Annotated in this window: 18 protein-coding genes and 1 tRNA gene; 5 read left to right on the forward strand and 14 right to left on the reverse strand. The window is 61.7% G+C overall.

From position 1 onward, the window contains the following. Positions 1 to 3 precede the first annotated feature (3 nt). Entirely contained in the window at positions 4 to 831 is an 828-nt protein-coding gene (gene nadE / locus QYE47_RS15605; RefSeq protein WP_053868172.1) for an ammonia-dependent NAD(+) synthetase, read from the forward strand. Between the two features lie 111 nt (positions 832 to 942). Here nadE and azu read toward each other — a convergent pair whose 3' ends face one another. After that, positions 943 to 1392, reverse strand: coding sequence for an azurin (gene azu, locus QYE47_RS15610; RefSeq protein WP_003249580.1), 450 nt, complete (start codon positions 1390 to 1392; stop codon positions 943 to 945). A 348-nt stretch (positions 1393 to 1740) separates the two neighbouring features. Between azu and QYE47_RS15615 the strand changes: the two genes are divergently transcribed. Then, positions 1741 to 2328, forward strand: a complete 588-nt coding sequence (locus tag QYE47_RS15615) for a TIGR00730 family Rossman fold protein (RefSeq protein ID WP_014592585.1) — start codon at positions 1741 to 1743, stop codon at positions 2326 to 2328. 136 nt (positions 2329 to 2464) lie between these two features. Here the strand turns inward: QYE47_RS15615 and QYE47_RS15620 are convergent, their stop codons facing one another. The 9 genes from QYE47_RS15620 to rnr all read right to left on the reverse strand — a co-directional run bounded on the left by QYE47_RS15620 (position 2465) and on the right by rnr (position 12604). Beyond that, positions 2465 to 4765 carry a YgiQ family radical SAM protein gene (locus QYE47_RS15620; protein WP_070384409.1) on the reverse strand — a complete coding sequence of 767 codons (2301 nt, stop codon included), beginning with the start codon at positions 4763 to 4765 and terminating at the stop codon, positions 2465 to 2467. Between the two features lie 284 nt (positions 4766 to 5049). After that, positions 5050 to 5265 (reverse strand): DUF3077 domain-containing protein, encoded by a 216-nt coding sequence (locus QYE47_RS15625; protein ID WP_019438726.1) that lies wholly within the window; start codon positions 5263 to 5265, stop codon positions 5050 to 5052. 173 nt (positions 5266 to 5438) lie between these two features. Further along, complete coding sequence (gene dnaB / locus QYE47_RS15630) at positions 5439 to 6836, reverse strand: replicative DNA helicase (RefSeq protein ID WP_010955472.1); 1398 nt, start codon at positions 6834 to 6836, stop codon at positions 5439 to 5441. A 113-nt stretch (positions 6837 to 6949) separates the two neighbouring features. Further along, entirely contained in the window at positions 6950 to 7396 is a 447-nt protein-coding gene (rplI, locus tag QYE47_RS15635; RefSeq protein ID WP_070384410.1) for a 50S ribosomal protein L9, read from the reverse strand. A gap of 20 nt (positions 7397 to 7416) precedes the next feature. After that, entirely contained in the window at positions 7417 to 8280 is an 864-nt protein-coding gene (locus tag QYE47_RS15640) for a hypothetical protein (protein WP_003249565.1), read from the reverse strand. A gap of 33 nt (positions 8281 to 8313) precedes the next feature. Then, positions 8314 to 8544, reverse strand: coding sequence for a 30S ribosomal protein S18 (gene rpsR, locus QYE47_RS15645; RefSeq protein WP_003249563.1), 231 nt, complete (start codon positions 8542 to 8544; stop codon positions 8314 to 8316). Between the two features lie 28 nt (positions 8545 to 8572). Further along, positions 8573 to 8998: a 30S ribosomal protein S6 gene (rpsF, locus tag QYE47_RS15650; protein ID WP_003249557.1), complete on the reverse strand. Its 426-nt coding sequence runs from the start codon at positions 8996 to 8998 to the stop codon at positions 8573 to 8575. A 289-nt stretch (positions 8999 to 9287) separates the two neighbouring features. Next, complete coding sequence (rlmB, locus tag QYE47_RS15655) at positions 9288 to 10034, reverse strand: 23S rRNA (guanosine(2251)-2'-O)-methyltransferase RlmB (RefSeq protein ID WP_019437577.1); 747 nt, start codon at positions 10032 to 10034, stop codon at positions 9288 to 9290. Beyond that, the gene (gene rnr, locus QYE47_RS15660; protein WP_003249552.1) at positions 10031 to 12604 is read right to left on the reverse strand and encodes a ribonuclease R; all 2574 of its coding nucleotides are present in this window, start codon (positions 12602 to 12604) and stop codon (positions 10031 to 10033) included. The genes rlmB and rnr overlap by 4 nt, the downstream gene beginning before the upstream one ends. A 272-nt stretch (positions 12605 to 12876) precedes the next feature. Between rnr and QYE47_RS15665 the strand changes: the two genes are divergently transcribed. The 3 genes from QYE47_RS15665 to QYE47_RS15675 all read left to right on the forward strand — a co-directional run bounded on the left by QYE47_RS15665 (position 12877) and on the right by QYE47_RS15675 (position 15781). Continuing rightward, a tRNA-Leu gene (locus QYE47_RS15665) sits at positions 12877 to 12963 on the forward strand. 239 nt (positions 12964 to 13202) lie between these two features. Beyond that, positions 13203 to 14216 carry an extracellular solute-binding protein gene (locus QYE47_RS15670; RefSeq protein WP_003249550.1) on the forward strand — a complete coding sequence of 338 codons (1014 nt, stop codon included), beginning with the start codon at positions 13203 to 13205 and terminating at the stop codon, positions 14214 to 14216. Next, positions 14216 to 15781: an iron ABC transporter permease gene (locus QYE47_RS15675; protein ID WP_003249548.1), complete on the forward strand. Its 1566-nt coding sequence runs from the start codon at positions 14216 to 14218 to the stop codon at positions 15779 to 15781. The genes QYE47_RS15670 and QYE47_RS15675 overlap by 1 nt, the downstream gene beginning before the upstream one ends. Before the next feature lie 82 nt (positions 15782 to 15863). Here QYE47_RS15675 and QYE47_RS15680 read toward each other — a convergent pair whose 3' ends face one another. The 4 genes from QYE47_RS15680 to QYE47_RS15695 form a co-directional block, all read right to left on the reverse strand. Further along, positions 15864 to 16331: a DUF2867 domain-containing protein gene (locus QYE47_RS15680; RefSeq protein ID WP_014592590.1), complete on the reverse strand. Its 468-nt coding sequence runs from the start codon at positions 16329 to 16331 to the stop codon at positions 15864 to 15866. 174 nt (positions 16332 to 16505) lie between these two features. After that, entirely contained in the window at positions 16506 to 18440 is a 1935-nt protein-coding gene (locus tag QYE47_RS15685) for a methyl-accepting chemotaxis protein (RefSeq protein WP_041167101.1), read from the reverse strand. Between the two features lie 338 nt (positions 18441 to 18778). Next, positions 18779 to 20071 (reverse strand): adenylosuccinate synthase, encoded by a 1293-nt coding sequence (locus QYE47_RS15690; protein ID WP_003249542.1) that lies wholly within the window; start codon positions 20069 to 20071, stop codon positions 18779 to 18781. 56 nt (positions 20072 to 20127) lie between these two features. Beyond that, positions 20128 to 21315, reverse strand: a complete 1188-nt coding sequence (locus tag QYE47_RS15695; RefSeq protein WP_010955481.1) for an ATP phosphoribosyltransferase regulatory subunit — start codon at positions 21313 to 21315, stop codon at positions 20128 to 20130. Positions 21316 to 21602: the final 287 nt, after the last annotated feature.

A 21602-nucleotide genomic window follows, 5' to 3' on the forward strand; every position in this document is an offset into this window, starting at 1 on the left:
CCCATGCAAGCGGTTCAGCAAGAGATTGCCCAGGCGCTGAAGGTACAGCCGCCGTTCGCCGACTCGGCAGCGCTCGAGGCCGAAGTCGCCCGGCGGGTGGCGTTCATCAAGGACTGTCTGGCCAACGCTCGACTCAAGACCTTGGTGCTGGGCATCAGTGGTGGCGTCGACTCACTGACTGCCGCCCTGCTCGCCCAGCGCGCCATCAACGAGCTGCGCGCAGAGACCGGCGACAAGGCCTACACCTTCATTGCCGTGCGCCTGCCGTACCAGGTACAGCATGACGAGCATGACGCTCAGGCATGCCTGGAAGTTATCAAGGCAGATGAAGTTCACACGGTGGATATCGCCCCGGCAGTGCGTGCATTGGCAGCTGAAGTGGCGGCGTTGAAGAACGGCTCGCCGACGCTGGTGGACTTCGTGGTTGGCAACGTCAAGGCACGCACCCGGATGGTCGCCCAGTACACCATCGCTGGCGCTCGCGCAGGTCTGGTGATCGGAACCGACCACGCCGCCGAGGCGGTGATGGGCTTCTTTACCAAGTTTGGCGATGGTGCCTGCGACCTGGCGCCGTTGAGTGGGCTGGTGAAGAATCAGGTACGGGCGATTGCGCGCAGCTTCGGTGCGCCGGAGTCACTGGTGGAAAAGGTGCCAACGGCCGACCTGGAAGACCTGGAGCCGGGCAAGCCGGACGAGGCGTCACATGGCGTGACCTACGCGCAGATCGATGCCTTCCTGCATGGGCAGCCGGTTGACCAGGCAGCGTTCGACATCATCGTCGCCACCTACCGCAAGACCCAGCACAAGCGCGAACTGCCGTTCGCCCCTTGATAAGGCGATAGAAAGACCTGTAGGAGCGGGATCACCCGCGAATACGATGGTGAACCCACCGACGCATTCGCGGGTGAACCCGCTCCTACAGGGTTCGCCGTCAGCCTTTGATTACTTGACGATGACCTTGCCTTTCATCATCGAGATGTGGCCCGGGAAGGTGCAGAAGAAGCTGTAGTCACCACCGGCTTCCAGCTTGGAAGTGTCGAACTTCACTTCAGTTTCTTTCTCAGGCGCGCCGATCATCTTGGTGTGGGCGATGATCGCGGCGTTGTCAGCCTTCAGGTAGTCCTTATCCAGACCCTGGCTCATGCCTTCGGTGGCAATGGCCTGCATGTCGGCAGTCTTGCTGATCACCAGGTTGTGGCCCATGACGTTCTTCGGCAGGTTGCCGGAGTGGGTCAGTTTGACGGTGAATTCCTTGCAGCTCTTGTCGACAGTGAATTCCTTGCTGGTGTAGGACATCTGGTCAGTCGAGTCGACAGTGACCGAGCACTCGGCGGCGAAGACAGAAGCGCTGGCGAGGGTCAGCAGGGATACCGCTACAGCTTTCGCAAACATCATGAATCTCCTTGGCAGGGTTTTATCAATTGCGAGACTGCCTGAAACCGTTCAGCCCCTTGCTGATATGGGTCAAGGGGGTGTCAAGCGGTCAGCCAGTAGAATTGTTCAATGGATTGTATACAACCAATTTAAGGGCACATCATGCCCTTTTATTAGACGATGGGACAACCTCTCATTTAGGAGCAATACCAAATGCCCATCTCCAACTTCCTCAATAGCCTGCTCGCCGCCTACGCCCACGGGGCCACAGGAGCCATCTGCGAATTCTCCCGACCAGAATGAACCGGCCTTGGAAGCGACGGGCATGCGCCGTACCCTGTGCGCCTGAGTAACAGGAGATGAGCAATGCCCGTACGTTCCGTTTGTGTGTTCTGCGGCGCCAGCATGGGCGCCAACCCTGCCTACCGTGAAGCAGCCGTCGCGCTGGGCCAGGCCATTGCCCGCCGTGGCTTGACCCTGGTGTATGGCGGTGGCGCGGTCGGCTTGATGGGCGTGGTGGCCGACGCGGCCATGGCGGCCGGCGGCGAAGTGGTCGGGATCATTCCGCAGAGCCTGCTGGACGCTGAAGTCGGCCACAAAGGCCTGACCCGTCTGGAAGTGGTGGATGGCATGCATGCGCGCAAGGCCCGCATGGCCGAACTGAGCGATGCCTTCATTGCCTTGCCGGGAGGGCTGGGTACGCTGGAGGAACTGTTCGAAGTGTGGACCTGGGGGCAGCTGGGCTATCACGCCAAGCCACTCGGGCTACTGGATGTGATCGGTTTCTACGACAAGCTGGGCGGGTTCCTCGACCATATCGTCGAAGAAGGCTTCGTGCGCCCGCAACACCGGGCGATGCTACTGCTGGGGCAGCAGCCGGACGAGCTATTGGAAGGGATGGACCGTTTTATCGCGCCGGTGGCGCCGAAGTGGGTCGACAAGCAGCCTGATTGAAGCTGAGATTTTTGGGACCGCTTCGCGGTCCTTTCGCGACACAAGGCCGCTCCCACATAGGCACTGCGTATGCCGATCAATGTGTGTGGGCCTTGTGTCGCGATGGGCTGCAAAGCAGCCCCCAAAAATCGATCAGTTAACGCGGAATGACAGGCTGACGCGGCTTCTTGTTGCCCTTGCCGCCCTTGCTCGCCTCTTTGCGCTCCTTGGCCGCCTGCTGGTTACGCGCAAACGCCTCGGCCTTGGCCTTTTCGCGCTTGTCCCACGGCTTGCTGCCATCGCTGCCACGCGGCGGCAGGCCGGTGTGCTGGGTGAGGATCTTCTGATCCTTGCCCACCTTGCGGCTACCTGCTGGGGTCGAGTTCTTCCGGCGCGCGCTCTGATAAGTATCGGTCTGCGGCTGGTGCAGCGGGATCAGTTGGTGCTTGCCCGGCCCGATCAGGTCGGCGCGGCCCATACGCTGCAGCGCTTCACGCAGCATCGGCCAGCCCTTCGGGTCGTGATAGCGCAAGAACGCCTTGTGCAGACGGCGTTGCTCGTCGCTCTTGACGATCTCCACCCCTTCGCTCTTGTAGGTCACCTTGCGCAGCGGGTTCTTGCCCGAGTGATACATGGCCGTGGCCGAGGCCATTGGCGACGGGTAGAACGCCTGTACCTGATCGGCGCGGAAGCCGTTGCCCTTCAGCCACAGGGCCAGGTTCATCATGTCTTCGTCGGTGGTACCCGGGTGCGCGGCAATGAAGTACGGGATCAAGTACTGCTCCTTGCCCGCTTCTTTCGAGAACTTCTCGAACATGCGCTTGAAGCGGTCGTAGGTGCCGATACCCGGCTTCATCATCTTGTCCAGCGGGCCACGCTCGGTGTGCTCCGGGGCAATCTTCAGGTAGCCGCCAACGTGGTGGGTGACCAGTTCCTTGACGTACTCCGGCGATTCCACCGCCAGGTCGTAGCGCAGGCCGGAAGCAATCAGGATCTTTTTCACACCCGGCAAGGCGCGGGCCTTGCGGTACAGCTCGATCAACGAGCTGTGGTCGGTATTGAGGTTTTCGCAGATACCCGGGAATACGCACGACGGCTTGCGGCAGTGCTTCTCGATTTCGGGGCTTTTGCAGGCGATGCGGTACATATTGGCAGTCGGCCCGCCAAGGTCCGAGACCACGCCAGTGAAGCCCGGCACCTTGTCACGCATCTCTTCGATTTCGTGCAGGATCGACTCGTGCGAGCGGTTCTGGATGATGCGGCCTTCGTGCTCGGTGATCGAGCAGAAGGTACAGCCACCGAAGCAGCCACGCATGATGTTCACCGAGAAACGGATCATCTCGTAGGCCGGGATGCGCTCCTTGCCATAGGCCGGGTGCGGCACACGGGCGTAAGGCATGCCAAACACGTAGTCCATTTCCTCAGTGCTCATGGGGATGGGTGGCGGGTTGAACCACACATCCACTTCGCCATGCTTCTGCACCAGCGCACGGGCGTTGCCCGGGTTGGTCTCCAGGTGCAGCACGCGGTTGGCATGGGCATAGAGCACCGGGTCGTTACGCACCTTTTCGAACGATGGCAGGCGGATCACCGACTTTTCCCGGGTCACGGCCGGGCTGTCGAGAATCTGCACCACCTTGGCTTCGTTCGGGTCTTCCTGGTCGCCCTTGGCCTGCTCGATGGCGCAGGCCTGGGTGTCCTGGGTGTTCACGTACGGGTTGATGATCTTGTCGACGCGCCCCGGGCGGTCGATACGGGTGGAGTCGATCTCGTACCAGCCCTGCGGGGTATCGCGGCGCACGAAGGCGGTGCCGCGCACGTCGGTGATGGTCTCGATCTTCTCACCGTTGGACAGGCGCTGGGCCACCTCGACCACCGCACGCTCGGCGTTGCCGAACAGCAGGATGTCGGCGCTGGCGTCGATCAGGATCGAGTGACGAACCTTGTCCTGCCAGTAGTCGTAATGGGCGATGCGGCGCAGCGAAGCCTCGATGCCGCCGAGCACGATCGGCACATGCTTGTAGGCTTCCTTGCAGCGCTGGCTGTACACCAGGCTGGCACGGTCCGGACGGCTGCCGGCCAGGCCACCAGGGGTGTAGGCATCGTCGGAACGGATCTTCTTGTCCGCGGTGTAGCGGTTGATCATCGAGTCCATGTTGCCGGCGGCCACACCGAAGAACAGGTTCGGTTCGCCGAGCTTCATGAAGTCGTCTTTCGACTGCCAGTTCGGCTGGGCGATGATGCCCACGCGGAAGCCCTGGGCCTCCAGCAGACGGCCAATGATGGCCATGCCGAACGACGGATGGTCGACGTAGGCATCACCGGTCACGATGATGATGTCGCAGGAATCCCAGCCGAGCAAATCCATCTCCTCCCTGCTCATTGGCAGGAAAGGTGCTGGCCCGAAGCATTCGGCCCAGTACTTGGGATAGTCGTAGAGTGGTTTGGCTGCTTGCATGTCAGTGACCGGTTCTGGTGTGCAGGGAAATCGCGGGCGCGGAATATAGCACAAATTTTGACCAAATCCGACTGGATTCGTGGGGATTGGTGGGCGGGGCGACGGTTGGGGGATGGACGTGGCAGGTGGTTGGCTTGAGGGGGGTAGTGGGGTTGCCAGGTGTTCGACAGAATCCTTGCAGCGCCTGTGAGATCAAGCGCCGCGCGGGCGGCGCTCGATCTCACAGGCGCTGAAACTGTTGCGGCGAACTCCTGGCGGCCTTCATGCAACCTGAAGCCAACCCCTCACTGCCTCATCCACAGTTCAGCATCATCCATCAGCGCCTTGGCCATCGCACTCAGGTAATGGGCAGCCCAGATCATCATCGGCTTCTCATCCATCAACCCGGTGATGGTCAGTTCGCGCACATAGCCCATCAACTCCGAAGACTGCTCGCGGGCGTCTCTACACTGGATCCCGGGCTCGATGCGGAACAACGGGTGGGGTAAACCCGCTCCCACAGGTACGGTGCAACTCTTGAAGCCTATGGTGAACCTGTAGGAGCGGGTTTGACCGGGTGATCACCCTGAGCGAGGGGCGGATCATCAGCCAAGGGCAAACGAACATCGCTCAGATTTCAGAGCTAGCAGGCGCACCGCAAACCTTGTAGGAACGGCCTTGCTAGCTCAATGGGTTATTCATCATCATCAAAGTTGTACATCCCCGGCGCTAAGTTCTCGAACCGGGTGTACTTGCCGATAAACGCCAAACGCACGAAACCGATGGGGCCGTTACGCTGTTTGCCGATGATGATTTCCGCCACGCCCTTGTGCTCGGTCTCGGGGTGGTACACCTCGTCGCGGTACACGAACATGATCACGTCGGCGTCCTGCTCGATTGCACCGGATTCACGCAAGTCGGAGTTCACCGGGCGTTTGTTCGGGCGCTGCTCCAACGAGCGGTTCAGCTGCGAAAGGGCAATGACCGGGCAGTTGAATTCTTTGGCCAGGGCCTTGAGCGAGCGGGAAATCTCGGAAATTTCGTTGGTACGGTTGTCACCGGCCGACCCCGGGATCTGCATCAGCTGCAGGTAGTCGACCATGATCATGGCGATTTCACCATGCTCACGGGCCAGGCGGCGGGTACGCGCGCGCATTTCCGAGGGGCTGATACCCGCGGTATCGTCGATGAACAATTTTCGGTCGTTGAGCAGGTTCACTGCCGAGGTCAGGCGCGGCCAGTCGTCGTCGTCCAGCTGGCCGGAGCGGACCTTGGTCTGGTCGATACGCCCCAGGGACGAGAGCATACGCATGATCAGCGACTCACCTGGCATCTCGAGGGAGAACACCAACACCGCCTTGTCGGTACGCAGTACGGCGTTTTCCACCAGGTTCATGGCGAAGGTGGTCTTACCCATCGACGGACGACCCGCGACGATGATCAGGTCGGCTGCCTGCAGGCCGCTGGTCTTCTCGTCCAGGTCGGTGTAACCGGTGGAGATACCGGTGATGTCACTGTCGGAGTTGAACAGCGTATCGATGCGGTCGATGGCCATGGTCAACAGCTCGTTGACGCCCACCGGGCCGCCGGTTTTAGGCCGCGCCTCGGCGATCTGGAAGATCTGCCGTTCGGCATCGTCGAGAATCTCGGCAGCGTTGCGCCCCTGCGGGTTGAACGCGTTGTCGGCGATGTCGGTACTGATGCTGATCAGCTGGCGCAACGTGGCCCGCTCACGAATGATCGCGGCGTAGGCCTTGATGTTGGCCACCGAAGGGGTGTTCTTGGCCAGCTCGGCCAGGTAGGCCAAGCCGCCGACTTGCGAGGACAGGCCTTCCTTGTCCAACTGCTCGTGCAGGGTCACCACGTCGAATGGCTGGTTGGCGTCGGCCAACTTGTGCACAGCGCGGAAGATCAGCCGGTGGTCATGCCGGTAGAAGTCGCCGTCCGACACCTGGTCCAGCACCCGCTCCCAGGCATTGTTGTCCAGCATCAGGCCACCGAGCACGGCCTGTTCGGCCTCGATGGAATGCGGCGGTACCTTCAGGGCTGCGGTTTGCAGGTCAAGCTGTTCGGAGGTGGTGATCTCGTTCATGGCCACGAAAGAATTCTGGAGGATGAAAAAGACAAAGGGCACGGCCTGTCGAAAACAGGACCGTGCCCGATGTTAACTGCCTGACTCGCAAGGAGCCAGCCAGTTAGCGCAGCTTAGGCAGCTACAACGACCACGCGTACGGTGGCTTCAACGTCGCTGTGCAGGTGCACGGCTACGTCGTATTCGCCAACCTGACGGATGGTGCCGTTCGGCAGACGAACTTCAGCCTTGGCCACTACAACGCCGGAGGCGGTCAGGGCGTCAGCGATGTCGTGGGTGCCGATCGAACCGAACAGCTTGCCTTCGTCGCCAGCGGTGGCAGTGATGGTCACTTCCAGCTCGGCCAGTTGGGCAGCACGGCTTTCAGCCGAAGCTTTCTTGTCAGCGGCTGCTTTTTCCAGCTCGGCACGACGCTCTTCGAACGCAGCCAGGTTGGCGGCGTTGGCAACGGTGGCCTTGCCGAATGGCAGCAGGAAGTTACGGCCGTAACCAGCCTTAACTTTTACTTTGTCGCCCAGGTTGCCCAGGTTAGCGACTTTTTCCAGCAGGATCAGTTCCATTTGGTAAAACCTCTTAACTTTTAACCTTCACCGTTCGCGGAGTCTTTCCCCGGAGGGGACTTGCGACCGCGAAAATCAATCAGGCTGTCGACAATGGCCAGAACCATCAGCAACGGATAAATCAGCTGCATGATCAGCGGTAGCGTTACGTACATCCCCACCAGCCAGAAACCGGCCAGTCGGCCCTGTGCCACCAGCCCGTGCATCAAGGCGATGCCGGCCAGCACCAGTACCAGGCTGGAAGCCGATGCCAGGATGATGAACTGCGGGCCGATAAACGGCGCCACCACCATCACTGCCACCAAGACCGCCATGGTCTGTTTCGGCAACTTCAGTTCGCGAAACTCGCGACCGAAGCCTCCAGGGTTGTACAACGCTGCCTGCCAATAGCGCGCCAGCATCAACGCCAGCACGCTGAACAACTGCACCGTCACTGCTGTGGAAGCGACCAGCACAGGGCGGATCAGCTCACCGGAGAGCACCGGTTGCCCTTCGATTTTCGGCATGGCTTCGGCAAACGCCTTGGCCAGCACATCGAAGGTTTGCGCCAGCGCCAGATCAAGCACGAGGCTGAAAGCCACGGCGAACACGGCACTGGCGAGCAACACCCGGCTCCAGGGGTGCTCGGCACGCAACATGGCGGCCAAGGCCAAGGCACCCGCAATCACCAGAAAGGTGATGGGATCGCCCATGACCCACACGGCCAGCCCGGCCAGCAAGCCGCCGGCGATGACCGATGTAGCATCCTTGAACCCACGCCGCAGCAGCACGAGGCTGCCGGCAGCGGCACTCAACCAGAACAGCAGCGGCAGTACCGCGCTGATGACCACCACGAGGGTGGCCTGCACACGACCGCGCATGATGAAACTTGCTAACGCTCGCATGCTAATCCCTTACTGCTTGTCGACGACCCGGTCTCAGCGGCCGTGGCTGTCGGTGTAGGGCAGCAGGGCCAGGAAGCGGGCGCGCTTGATAGCGGTAGCCAGCTGACGCTGATAACGAGCTTTGGTACCGGTGATACGGCTTGGAACGATCTTGCCGGTTTCGGATACGTAAGCTTTCAGGGTGTTGAGATCTTTGAAGTCGATCTCTTTCACGTCTTCAGCAGTGAAGCGGCAGAATTTACGACGACGGAAGAAACGTGCCATTTAATAGGCTCCTCTAAAGGTCCGTGGATTACTCGTCAGCGTTATCGCTGGAGTCGCTGTCATTGCTGTCGTCGCCTTCGGCGGAGTCAGCATGCTCAGGACGCTCGCGACGCTCACGGCGCTCGCTGCGGTTCTCTTCAGCCTTCAGCATCTCGGACTGGCCGGTAACGGCTTCGTCGCGACGGATGACCAGGTTACGGATAACGGCATCGTTGTAGCGGAAGTTGTCTTCCAGCTCGGCCAGGGCCTTGCCGGTGCACTCAACGTTCAGCATCACGTAGTGAGCCTTGTGAACATTGTTGATTGCGTAGGCCAGTTGACGACGGCCCCAGTCTTCCAGGCGGTGGATTTTGCCACCATCTTCTTCGATCAGCTTGGTGTAACGCTCAACCATGCCGCCGACTTGTTCGCTCTGGTCCGGGTGAACCAGGAAGATGATTTCGTAATGACGCATGAATGCTCCTTACGGGTTAGTAGTCTGCCAGTGAATCTGGTCAGACAAGGAGTGAATGACACTGTATGTCTTGCACGGAGGGGAGGCACATGAGCGCCTGCCAGCTCGGCAAGGGGCGCAATTGTAGAGAAGCCGGGGCGCACAAGCAAGGTGATTGGTGAATATTTGAACAGCCTGAAACATATTCACAAGCTGCGGGCCCATTCGCGGGTGAACCCGCTCCTACAGGGGAACGCAATCACCCTGTAGGAGCGGGTTCACCCGCGAAGAGGCCGGAACAGGCTGAGAATCAGCGCTTGCCTTGACGCTGACGCACGGCTTCGAACAGGCAAACCCCGGTCGCCACCGACACGTTAAGACTGCTGACGCTACCCGCCATCGGCAACTTCACGAGGAAGTCGCAATGCTCACGGGTGAGCCGACGCATGCCCTTGCCTTCCGCCCCCATGATCATCACCAGCGGCCCGGTCAGATCCTGCTGGTAGATCTCCTGCTCGGCCTCGCCAGCGGTACCCACTACCCAAAGGCCACGCTGCTGCAACTTCTCAAGCGTACGCGCCAGATTGGTCACAGCCACCAGCGGAATGACTTCTGCCGCCCCACAAGCCACCTTTCGCACAACCGGCGTCAGCGTTGCGGATTTGTCCTTGGGCACGATCACTGCCGTGGCACCGGCCGCATCCGCGGTACGCAAACAAGCGCCGAGGTTGTGCGGGTCGGTCACGCCGTCCAGCACCAGGATCAGCGGCGGCGTTTCTGTGCGTTCAAGCAACTCTTCGAGCATCAACTCGCCCCACACCTGGCTCGGACTGACCTCGGCTACAACGCCTTGGTGCACGCCTTCGACCCAGGCATCCATCTCACGGCGCTCGGCCTGGCCGACCGGCACGCGGTTTTCCGCGGCCAGCGCCAGCAAGGTTTCGAGGCGTGGCTCACTGCGCCCTTCCGACAGCCAGATCTGCTTGACCCGCTTTGGATGGTGCTGCAGCAATGCCTGCACGGCGTGTACGCCGTAGATTTTTTCCAGCTGACTCATGAATTGCTCTTGTTTTTGCGTGGTGCGCCGGACTTCGGCGGGCCTTTACGGTGCTTGGTCGGTTTGCCGGACGGCTTGCCACCTTTCTCCGATTTGCTGCCAGCACTGCTGCGCGCGTCGGTCATCAGCGCTTTCTTCATCTCGCGGCTTTTACGCACTTCAGCATTACGCTGCACAGCATCCTTGGGGAAGTACGCTTCGGATGCTTCGCTCTTGCGGCTGCGCGGCTTGGGCGTGGCTTTCGCTTCGGTTGCCGGCTGCTGCTCGGCTTTTTCGGCAACCGGCGCGGCGCCACGCTGCTTGCGGCCGATCGGTGCGGCGAGGGTCTTTTCCGACACTTCGAAATCGATCTTGCGCTCATCCAGATCGACACGCATGACCTTGACTTCGATGGTGTCGCCCAAGCGGAAGCTGCGACCGGTGCGCTCGCCGGCCAGGCGATGGTGTACCGGGTCGAAGTGGTAGTAGTCACCTGGCAACGCACTGACGTGCACCAGACCCTCTACATAGATATCGGTCAGCTCGACGAACAGGCCGAAACCGGTCACCGCAGTAATCACACCCGGGAAGGTCTCGCCCACGCGGTCTTTCATGAACTCGCACTTGAGCCAGTTGACCACGTCACGGGTGGCTTCGTCGGCCCGGCGCTCGGTCATCGAGCACTGCTCGCCCAGTTGCTCCAGGGTGTTTTCGTCGTACGGGTAGATACGCGCCTTGGGGATGCTCATGGCGCCGGCACGCTTGACGTGCGGGGTATCGACCTTGGAGCGGATGATGCTGCGGATGGCGCGATGCACCAGCAGGTCCGGGTAACGACGGATCGGCGAGGTGAAGTGGGTGTACGCCTCGTAGTTCAGGCCGAAGTGGCCGTTGTTCTCGGTGCTGTATACGGCCTGGCTCAGCGAGCGCAGCATCACCGTCTGGATCAGGTGGAAGTCCGGGCGACCGGCGATGCTCGCCAGCAGGGCCTGGTAATCCTTCGGCGACGGGTCCTTGCCCTTGTGCAGGCTCAGGCCCAGCTCGCCGAGGAAGGCGCGCAGTTTTTCCAAGCGCTCCGGCGGCGGGCCGTCATGCACACGGTACAGGGCCGGTACGCCGTGCTTCTGCAGGAACTCGGCGGTGGCCACGTTGGCCGCCAGCATGCATTCCTCGATCAGCTTGTGGGCGTCGTTGCGCACGGTCGGGCGGATTTCGGCGATCTTGCGCTCGTCACCGAAGATGATGCGGGTTTCCTGGGTCTCGAAGTCGATTGCACCCCGGGTGTGACGCGCCTCCACCAGCACCTTGTACAGGTTGTACAGGTTCTTCAGGTCCGGCACGACCTCCTTGTACTCTTCGCGCAGCGCCTTGCCCTCACGGGTACGCGAGTGCTCGAGCATGCTGCTGACCTTGTTGTAGGTCAGACGGGCATGAGAGTGGATCACGCCTTCGTAGAACTGGTAGTCGACCATCTGGCCGGCTTTGTTCATGGTCATTTCACAGACCATGGCCAACCGGTCGACATGCGGGTTCAGCGAGCACAGGCCGTTGGACAGCTCTTCGGGGAGCATCGGCACCACGCGCTCGGGGAAGTACACCGAGTTGCCGCGCTGCTGGGCTTCGACATCCAGGGCAGAGCCCAGACGCACGTAGCTGGAGACGTCAGCGATGGCCACGTACAGGCGCCAGCCACCGGAGAACAGACGCAGCTTGCCCAGCGGTTCGCAATAAACGGCATCGTCGAAGTCGCGGGCGTCTTCACCGTCGATGGTGACGAACGGCAGATGGCGCAGGTCGACACGCTTCTCTTTGTCCTTCTCCTCGACTTCGGAGCGGAACTTGCGTGCCTCCTTGACCACATCATTGGGCCAGACGTGCGGAATATCGTAGCTGCGCAGGGCAACGTCGATTTCCATGCCCGGTGCCATGTAGTTGCCGATGACTTCGACCACATCGCCTTGCGGCTGGAAGCGCGGCGTTGGCCAATGGGTGATCTTGATCTCGACGAACTGGCCGATCTTGGCACCGCCGTTGCGCCCGGCGGTCACCAGCACTTCCTGCTGGATCTTCGGGTTGTCCGGGGTCACGTAGCCGATGCCGCCCTCTTCGAAATAGCGGCCAACCACGCTTTCGTGGGCACGGGAGATGACTTCGACCAGCACGCCTTCACGGCGGCCACGGCGGTCGACACCGGAGACGCGGGCCAAGCCGCGGTCGCCATCGAACACCAGTCGCATCTGCGACGGGCTGAGGAACAGGTCTTCGCTGCCGTCATCGGGAATAAGGAAGCCGAAGCCGTCGCGGTGGCCGGAGACGCGACCACAGATCAGGTCCAGCTTGTCTACCGGGGCATAAGTGCCGCGCCGGGTATAGATAAGCTGGCCATCGCGCTCCATGGCACGCAGGCGGCGGCGCAGGGCTTCGATCTGGTCTTCTTCATACAGACCGAACTCTTTTGCCAGCTCCTCGCGGGCAGCAGGTTCGCCTCGGTCGGCGAGACGCTGCAGGATCAGCTCACGGCTGGGAATGGGGTTGTCGTATTTTTCCGCTTCGCGAGCGGCCTCGGGATCGAGGGATTGCCAATCGGCCATCAGAAGGGGTTCACCTTGGGGTATATAGATAGGAATTCTGGCATAGGCGTATTGAAACCGGAAATGTCTGCCTTGGACAGCCCCCGCTGCAGTGCATAAACAGCAGAAATAGGCTTGTGGAATCAACAAGTTGAATTTTTTGAATTTTTTTTCGATTGGGGGCTTTACAGCCTTGGGGAGCGTCCGTATAGTGCGCACCACAACGACGGACAACCCCGAAGTTGTAGTAGAGATGAACGATGCTGTAAAGCATCAAGTAACCTCGAATGTGTGCCCAGGTGGCGGAATTGGTAGACGCGCTGGTTTCAGGTATCAGTGACCGCAAGGTCGTGGAAGTTCGAGTCTTCTCCTGGGCACCATACAAAAACCCACTAGCTTGCTAGTGGGTTTTTTCTTGCCTGCGTTTTTTGTGCCCCCCTCCCCGACACGCGCACGCTGTAGGAGCGGGTGCACCCGCGAAGAGGCCCGTACAGGCAACACACGCCCAGCCCCCTTGCACCATGGTCTGACCATGAATTTCTCGTCACCCGGCCACTTGAGAAACAATTTCGTTTACCATTGTTTCCAAATATGTAGCCGTAAGCGAGGAAGTACCCGCATGACGATCCGTCCGCAACCGCTGATGCGTACCCTGGCCGCCGCAGTGCTGAGCCTGGTCATCGGCGCTCCGGCCGCCATGGCAGACGCACCGGTCACGCTGACCATGTACAACGGTCAGCACAAGGAAATCGGCGAAGCCATTGCCAAGGCCTACGAGGCCAAGACCGGCATTCACATCGACATCCGCAAAGGCAGCAGCAACCAGCTGGCCAGCCAGATCATCGAGGAAGGTGATCGTTCGCCGGCCGACATCATCTATACCGAAGAGTCCCCGCCCCTGAACAACCTGGGCGAGCTGGGCCTGCTGGCCAAGATTGACGACGCCACGTTGAACATGATGCCCAAGGAGTACGTTGGCGCCAACGGCACCTGGATGGGTATCACCGCCCGTACGCGCATCGTGGTGTACAACCCGAAGAAAGTCGACGAGAAAGACCTGCCGACCACGGTGATGGACTTCGCCAACCCTGAGTGGGAAGGCCGCGTCGGCTACGTACCCACCAGCGGTGCGTTCCAGGAGCAGGCCGTGGCCATTCTGAAGATGCACGGGCGCGAAGCCACCGAAGAATGGCTGACTGGCCTGAAAGCCTTCGGCAAGACCTACACCAACAACATGGTCGCCCTCAAAGCCGTGGAAAAAGGTGAAGTGGCTGCGGTATTGGTTAACAACTACTACTGGTACGCGCTTGAACGCGAACGCGGCAAGCTGGACACCAAGCTCTATTACCTGGCCGACGGCGATGCTGGCAACCTGGTCACTATCTCCGGCGCAGGCGTGGTCAAGGCGAGCAAACACCCGAAAGAAGCCCAGGCCCTGCTCAACTGGATGGCCAGCGAAGAAGGCCAGCGCGTGATCACCCAGACCACCGCCGAGTACCCGCTGCACAAGGGTATGGTTTCTGACCGCGGCCTGAAACCATTCGACGAGCTGCGCCCGCCGAAGATCTCGCCAGCTGACCTGGGCAATGCCGAGGAAGCCATCGAACTTGAGCGTGAGGTCGGCCTGCTCTGATGACTGCCGCCCTGTCCGAACCGGTGCCGGTACGCTTCGTACCGCGCCGCAAGCGCCCTTCCATCTGGGTAGTGCTGCCTGTGCTGTTCCTTGTGGCAATGAGCTTGCTGCCACTGGCTTATGTCGCCATCAAAGCCTGGGAGGCCGGCTGGCGCGAAGCCTTGCACCTGCTGTGGCGGCCCTTTGTCTGGGGGCTGATGCGCAACACCCTGATGCTGATGGTCGGGGTGACGCTGACCTGCATGGTGGTCGGCCTGGCACTGGCCTGGCTGCTGGAGCGCAGCAACCTGGCCGGCCGCCGGTTGTGGGGCGTTGTGCTGTGCCTGCCATTCGCCGTGCCGTCGTTCGTCAGCAGCTTCACCTGGGTGTCGCTAAGTTCGGACTTTGAAGGCCTGGGCGGCGCGATCATGGTCATGGCCCTATCCAAATACCCACTGGTGTTCCTGCCCGTTGCCGCGACCCTGCGCAACCTCGACACCTCGCTGGAGGAATCGGCACGCACCCTGGGTTGCAGCCGCTGGGGTGTGTTCAGCAAAGTCACCCTGCCACTGCTGTGGCCGTCGATGCTCGGTGGTGCGCTACTGATTGCCCTGCATATGCTGGTGGAGTTTGGCGCATTGTCGATCCTCGGCCTGCAAACCTTTACCACGGCGATCTACCAGCAGTTCGAACTGGAGTTCAGCAACGCGAACGCGGCCATGCTGTCTGCCGTGCTGCTGGCGATGTGCCTGGCAATGCTGTGGCTGGAACTGCGGGTGCGCGGCAAAGCCCGCCATGTACGTATCGGCCAGGGCGTAGCGCGTCGTGCGCAACCGGTGCGGCTGCGCGGCTGGGCGGTGCTGGCTCAACTGTTCTGCGTGGGCCTGGCGGTGCTGGGCAGCGGCATTCCGCTGGCGATGCTCGGTTACTGGCTGAGCGTGGGTTCGTCGGCGGCATTCCCGGTGGCGGCCATCTCGAAGGCGTTGTTCACCTCGCTGTCGGTGTCGCTGGGCGGTGCCGGCTTCTGTGTGCTGCTGGCTCTGCCTATCAGCTTCCTGGTGGTGCGCTACAAAGGCCGCCTGGCGATTTGGGCTGAGCGTCTGCCCTATCTGCTGCACGCCCTGCCCGGCCTGGTGATTGCCCTGACGTTGGTGTTCTTCGCCCTGCACTACGTGCCGGCGCTGTACCAGACCACGGCACTATTGCTGCTGGCCTATGCACTGCTGTTCCTGCCGCTGGCCCAGTCGCCGGTGCGCACCGCACTGAACAAGGCCTCACCAACGCTGGAAGAAGCTGCGCGCACCCTTGGCGCCAGTAGCTTTGCCGCATTCTGCCGGGTGACCTTGCCGATCATCTTCCCGGCCATGGCGGCAGCCTTTGCGCTGGTGTTCCTGGATGCCATGAAAGAGCTGACGGCTACCCTGCTGCTCAGCCCGACCGGCATGACCACCTTGGCCACCGAGGTGTGGGCACACACAGCCAACGTCGAGTTCGCGGCAGCGGCGCCTTATGCTGCGTTGCTGATCGTGGTGTCGGGGTTGCCGGTTTACTTGCTGACTACGCGGATGTATCTGAACAAGGCATGAACTTCTTCGCGGGTTTGCCCGCTTCCACAAGCACAGCGCCGTACTCAGGGCCTGCGCTGTACCTGTGGGGGCTTGCCGGCCATCAGATGTTACGCAGCATGCGCCGCACAATTGGCCCATGGGCCTTGCCGACCGGCAACATGTAAAGCCGGCCGAAGGTGTTGAAGCACTGCACCGAGGTGGTCACGCTCAAGCGCTGACACCCCTCCCCCTGATCATCTAGATCCACACTCACCATTACAGCCAGGTGCGTATCACGCGAGGTCAGGACCAGTTGCTGGTCGCTGATGGCCTCGACCCTGAAAAAGTCCAGATGCTCACCCACTACCGGCACCCGCTCGGGGCTACGCGATGAGAAACCGTGAATGGCAGTGACGTTGAAGCGCCGCGAGATGAAGTCGCGCAAGCGGAACGCCTGGGCCAGCCAGCCGGGGACATCCGAGGTCATCGCACAGTAGGCTTGAAGCGCGGTCATGGTTGCAGCGATGTGCACGCTGTCGCAATGAAGAAAATCCAGCTCGGCCGGGGCGGCGACTAGTTGGGCAGACATGAACAACTCCCTTTGCCATGTGTCGTCGCCATCATAGCAACAGCGCCCTCTGTAGGAGCGGCCTTGTGTCGCGATGGGCTGCGAGGCAGCCCCTGGGTATTGGCGACAACCTATGAATTGCCGGGGCTACTTTGCAGCCCATCGCGACACAAAGCCGCTCCTACAAGAACCGGGTCAGGCCCTGAACTGGCCCAGGCTGGCTCGCAGCTGCGCTGCCAGTTCATCCAGCACCTTGCTGCTGGCCGTAGTCTGCATCACCACCTCGGCCGAGCGCTCGGCCTGGGCATGAATGGTTTCTACCCGCCCACGCACCGCCTGCGCACCGCTCGCCTGCTGTTCGGCCGCCCGCGTTGCCAGGCCTATGGCCGCATGCACCTGTTCCACGGCCGCCTGCACCGACTGCTGGCGGCGTTCGTTGTCACGCAGCACCAGCAAGCCTTCGCTAGCCTTGAGCCCAGCCTGGCTGATAGTGGCCACGGCTTCCTTGGCGCCCTTCTGCAACGCAGCGATATGGGCCTGGATATCCCCGGTGGAGCTCTGCGTCTTGCTCGCCAGTGCGCGCACCTCGTCGGCCACCACGGCAAAGCCGCGCCCGGTTTCGCCAGCACGGGCCGCCTCGATGGCGGCGTTCAAGGCCAACAGGTTGGTCTGCTCGGCGATACCGTGGATCACCGTCAGCACCACTTCGATCTGCTCGCTCTGCTTGGCCAAGCGCTCGATCACCTGGGAGCCGGCATCCACCTGCCCAGCCAGGTTCTCGATCAAACCGGCAAGCTGGGTCGAGGTGCGGCTGTTTTCATCGGTCGCCTGGCGGATATCCACCACTTGCTGCAACGCCGCCTGCATCGCATGACTTTCGGCTTGTGCTTCATCAGCCATGCTCGACAGGTCGCGCAGGCTGGCGGCCACTTCATCGCGCTGCAATGCGGCGGCAGCATCTGCGCCGGCGTTGCGCTGGGCCATCGCGCCAATCTCCACACCCGTGCGCTGCGCCACCTCGCCGGCTTCGCGCACAATCGGCTGCAACTTGTCGACAAAGCGGTTCACTGCCGAGGCCATGTCGCCGATTTCATCTCGGCTGTCGAGCGGCACGCGCTTGGTCAAGTCACCTTCGCCGGCCGCCAGGTCATCGAGGGCGGCAATCAACAGGCGTAGCTTGCTCAGTACCCGGCGGCCTAGCACCAGTGCCACCACCACCAGCACCCCTAGGCCGACCAGCACCAGGCCCAGACCGATACGCCAGCGCAGCTCTGCAGCGGCATCGCGCACGGTTTGCGCGGTATTGGCCTGCATGGCGGCAGCACTGCCCTGCGCCTTCTCCAGGCGCTCACGCAGGGTCTTGCCGCTATCAGCAGCAGCTCCGACCAGGCTGTCGCCAACCAACTGCTCTCCGCTAGCGATCAGCGCCGCGAAGCGCTGGTCCAGCGCCTTTAGCTCATGGTCGATGCCGGCAGTGGAAACCCCCATCACCACCTTACCGATTTCCGTGCCATTGGGGCTGATCGAGGCTTCGACGAAGTACACCGCCGGGTCACGCCGGGCAGCATCAATCACCTTGTCCAGCGCACGCTCGCCCTGACCCTTTTCCATCAAGGCCTGGTTGATCGGGTTTTGCCGGTTGAGGTAGCGAGTCAGGTGCTGACCCTGAGCGTCGTCGTACACCACGAACAGCACGCTCGGATTGCGCTGCGCGCGTCGTGCGAAATCCGAGAGCACTGGCACATCGTTGTCCCAGATCGCCCGCGGTGCAACCGAAGCCAGCAACTCGGCCATGTCGTTGGCGGAGTCCTTGAGGTTCTTCTCCAAGGTGCTGCGAAGTTGCTGCTGTTCGCTTTGCAGGCGCTCCGACAACCCTGCGCTCAGGCGCTGGCGGGTACTGCTGGACAGGCCGTCGAGCCCAGAGCGCACATCTTGCCCGGCTTGCTCCAGATCGCTTGCGAGTTGGCGGCTGTCATTACCCAGCCGTTCGCCAAGGTCGGCCTCCAGGGCGGTGACCGTGCTTCGGGTGAGCGCAACGGCAACCAGCACCTGCACCAAAAGAGCGATACCAAGGGCAACAAACACAGGCCGCAAGAGGCGGCTTCGTAACAGTGAGAGGATGGCAGACACGGTGTAACCCTCGTGTTTTCTGGCGCCACTATTTTGATGGCATCTACAGAAACTTCTTACAGCAAGGGTTGTGCCGTAGGCAGCAGGGAAATGCGCCAAGGTCTAGCAATGGGGTTTCGTGTGCCGGCCCATTCGCGGGTAAACCCGCTCCTACAACGGCCCTCCCCCCACCGCCGTTGTGTGCCCCACACCCAGTGTAGGAGCGGGTTTACCCGCGAATACGGTAGCGGCGGCAACGGTGGATTGCCGGTGGATATTGGCCAGCACAGACATGCCCACAAATGAAAACGCCGCGGCCCTTCTCAGGGCCACGGCGTCAGATCAGCCTGGAGGGCAGATCAGGCGAACGGATGACGCAGCACGATGGTCTCGTTGCGGTCCGGGCCGGTCGAAATGATGTCGATCGGCGCGCCAACCAGCTCTTCGATGCGCTTGATGTAGTCACGCGCAGCTTGCGGCAGCTCTTCCAGGGTTTTCACACCCAGAGTCGACTCGCTCCAGCCTGGCATCTCTTCGTACACCGGCTCAAGGCCAATGTAGCTGTCGGCATCGGAAGGCGCGTCGATGACGGCACCGTTCTCGTTCTTGTAGCCAACGCAGATGTTGATGGTTTCCAGGCCGTCCAGTACGTCCAGCTTGGTCAGGCAGATGCCCGAGATGCTGTTGACGTCGATGGCGCGACGCAGGATCACGGCATCGAACCAGCCGCAGCGACGGGCACGGCCGGTGGTGGAGCCGAACTCGTGGCCACGCTTGGCCAAGGTAGCACCTGTCTCGTCGAACAGTTCGGTCGGGAACGGACCGGAACCCACGCGAGTGGTGTAGGCCTTGGTGATGCCGAGGATGTAGTCGAGGTACATCGGGCCGACGCCGGAGCCGGTGGAAATACCGCCAGCAGTGGTGTTGGAGCTGGTGACGTACGGGTAGGTGCCGTGGTCGATGTCCAGCAGCGAGCCCTGGGCGCCTTCGAACATGATGTCCTTGCCGGCGCGACGCAGGTTGTGCAGCTCGGCGGTGACGTCGAGCATCATCGGCTTGAGCTGTTCGGCGTAAGCCATGCACTCGTCCAGCGTCTGCTGGAAGTCGATGGCTGGCTCTTTGTAGTAGTTCACCAGCTGGAAGTTGTGGTAGTCCAGCAGCTCACCCAGCTTGGCGGCGAAACGCTCGCGGTGGAACAGATCGCCCACACGCAGTCCGCGGCGGGCAACCTTGTCTTCGTAGGCTGGGCCGATACCACGGCCGGTGGTGCCAATCTTGGCTTCGCCACGGGCTTTTTCGCGGGCCTGATCCAGGGCCACATGGTACGACAGGATCAGCGGCGCAGCCGGGGAAATGCGCAGGCGCTCGCGCACCGGTACGCCTTTTTCTTCCAGCTTGGTGATTTCACGCATCAGTGCATCCGGGGCAACGACCACGCCGTTACCGATCAGGCACTGTACGCCTTCACGCAGGATGCCGGATGGAATCAGGTGCAGAACGGTCTTTTCACCGTTGATCACCAGGGTGTGACCCGCATTGTGGCCACCCTGGTAGCGCACTACGGCGGCAGCATGTTCGGTCAGCAGATCGACGATCTTGCCTTTGCCCTCATCACCCCACTGGGTGCCCAGGACGACGACATTCTTACCCATTACATTGGTCCTCATTCACGCAAACTTGGTTGCCGGCCTGTTGCCGACGCAGAAACTCACTGGGCCAGCGGCAGAACCTGCCAGCGCCCGTCTTGCTGAATCAATTGCCGATCACAATCCGCCTCGAGAGCAGCACTCAACGGCTGGCCAGGCAATGCCTGGACCACACGCTGGCCCTCGTTGCGCAACTGGCAGACTTGCTGCCAGAGGGCCGCGTCGCCACTGTCCGGCATCCAGATGCCGCCAGTTGGCAATACGACCTCCGCTCGCCCCAGTGTGACCAGGGTCTTCAAATCCGTGGAGAAGCCGGTAGCCGGGCGTGCCCGGCCAAAGTCGGCGCCGATATCGTCGTAGCGACCGCCCTGGGCGATCGATTGGCCTTCGCCTGGCACGAACACGGCGAACACCACGCCCGTGTGGTAGTGGTAACCCCGCAGCTCGCCGAGGTCGAAGTACAGCGGCAGGTCCGGGTAGCGCGACGCCAGGCGATCAGCGATTGCCAGCAGGTCGTCCAGCGCCGCCAGCACGCTGGCCGGGGCGCGACCGAGGCGCACGCGGGCTTCAGCCAGTACTTCACGACCACCGCATAGCTCGACCAGAGCGCGCAGCATGCTGCCCAGGTCTTTCGGCAGGTCGGCGGTCAGCGCCTGCACTTCATCGACAGCCTTGCGTTGCATGGCGTCGAACAACTGCTGTTCGACCGCGCCAGACAGGCCGGCGGCACGGGCCAGGCCGCGGTAAATACCGACGTGGCCCAGGTCCATGTGCACATCCGGCACATCGGCCAGTTGCAGCGTGGCGAGCATCAGGCTGATGACTTCGACGTCGCTGGTAGGGCTGGCATCGCCGTACAGTTCGGCACCCAGCTGGATCGGGCTGCGCGAGGTGGACAGGGCACGCGGCTGGGCGTGCAGCACGCTGCCGGCATAGCACAGGCGGCTCGGGCCCTCACGGCGCAGTGTGTGCGCATCGATACGCGCTACCTGCGGGGTGAAGTCGGCGCGGAAGCCCATCAGGCGGCCGGACTGCGGGTCCACTACCTTGAAGGTGCGCTGATCCAGGTCCTGGCCGGCGCCGGTAAGCAGCGACTCCAGGTACTCGATATGCGGGGTGACGACCAGTTCGTAGCCCCAACTCTGGAACAGGTCCAACACCTGGCGGCGCGCGATCTCGATGCGCGCAGCCTCAGGTGGCAGTACTTCCTCGATGCCATCTGGCAGCAGCCAGCGGTCTACCGTTGCCATTACGCCATTTCCCCTCTGGTCCGGGCGGCTTGCCAGCAGGCAAACCGTCAGAAAAGCCGGTATCGCGCACAGCAGCGGGCAGCACTGATCCCAGCGCAGCCACCGTACCCGACACCCTCAAATTGCCTTGCGAGCTGACCAAACTGTCAACCGGCGCTGAGCCAATCAACCTTGCAGACGCAAAAAAGCCGGGAAATTTCCCGGCTGCCTCATCATACACCCCTTTTCATTCAGGATGCACCCCGCCTGGTGCATTAGCTGCCAGGCGGGGTGCCGCTGCATGAAAA

Origin of the sequence: Pseudomonas sp. 2,4-D (genome assembly GCF_030418155.1) — a bacterium.
GTDB lineage: Bacteria > Pseudomonadota > Gammaproteobacteria > Pseudomonadales > Pseudomonadaceae > Aquipseudomonas > Aquipseudomonas alloputida.

Coding starts and splice junctions, on each gene's coding strand:
- nadE (WP_053868172.1), top strand. CDS start 4: ATGCAAGCGGTTCAGCAAGAGATTGCCCAGGCGCTGAAGGTACAGCCG.
- azu (WP_003249580.1), bottom strand. CDS start 1,392: ATGTTTGCGAAAGCTGTAGCGGTATCCCTGCTGACCCTCGCCAGCGCT.
- QYE47_RS15615 (WP_014592585.1), top strand. CDS start 1,741: ATGCCCGTACGTTCCGTTTGTGTGTTCTGCGGCGCCAGCATGGGCGCC.
- QYE47_RS15620 (WP_070384409.1), bottom strand. CDS start 4,765: ATGCAAGCAGCCAAACCACTCTACGACTATCCCAAGTACTGGGCCGAA.
- dnaB (WP_010955472.1), bottom strand. CDS start 6,836: ATGAACGAGATCACCACCTCCGAACAGCTTGACCTGCAAACCGCAGCC.
- rplI (WP_070384410.1), bottom strand. CDS start 7,396: ATGGAACTGATCCTGCTGGAAAAAGTCGCTAACCTGGGCAACCTGGGC.
- QYE47_RS15640 (WP_003249565.1), bottom strand. CDS start 8,280: ATGCGAGCGTTAGCAAGTTTCATCATGCGCGGTCGTGTGCAGGCCACC.
- rpsR (WP_003249563.1), bottom strand. CDS start 8,544: ATGGCACGTTTCTTCCGTCGTCGTAAATTCTGCCGCTTCACTGCTGAA.
- rpsF (WP_003249557.1), bottom strand. CDS start 8,998: ATGCGTCATTACGAAATCATCTTCCTGGTTCACCCGGACCAGAGCGAA.
- rlmB (WP_019437577.1), bottom strand. CDS start 10,034: ATGAGTCAGCTGGAAAAAATCTACGGCGTACACGCCGTGCAGGCATTG.
- rnr (WP_003249552.1), bottom strand. CDS start 12,604: ATGGCCGATTGGCAATCCCTCGATCCCGAGGCCGCTCGCGAAGCGGAA.
- QYE47_RS15670 (WP_003249550.1), top strand. CDS start 13,203: ATGACGATCCGTCCGCAACCGCTGATGCGTACCCTGGCCGCCGCAGTG.
- QYE47_RS15675 (WP_003249548.1), top strand. CDS start 14,216: ATGACTGCCGCCCTGTCCGAACCGGTGCCGGTACGCTTCGTACCGCGC.
- QYE47_RS15680 (WP_014592590.1), bottom strand. CDS start 16,331: ATGTCTGCCCAACTAGTCGCCGCCCCGGCCGAGCTGGATTTTCTTCAT.
- QYE47_RS15690 (WP_003249542.1), bottom strand. CDS start 20,071: ATGGGTAAGAATGTCGTCGTCCTGGGCACCCAGTGGGGTGATGAGGGC.
- QYE47_RS15695 (WP_010955481.1), bottom strand. CDS start 21,315: ATGGCAACGGTAGACCGCTGGCTGCTGCCAGATGGCATCGAGGAAGTA.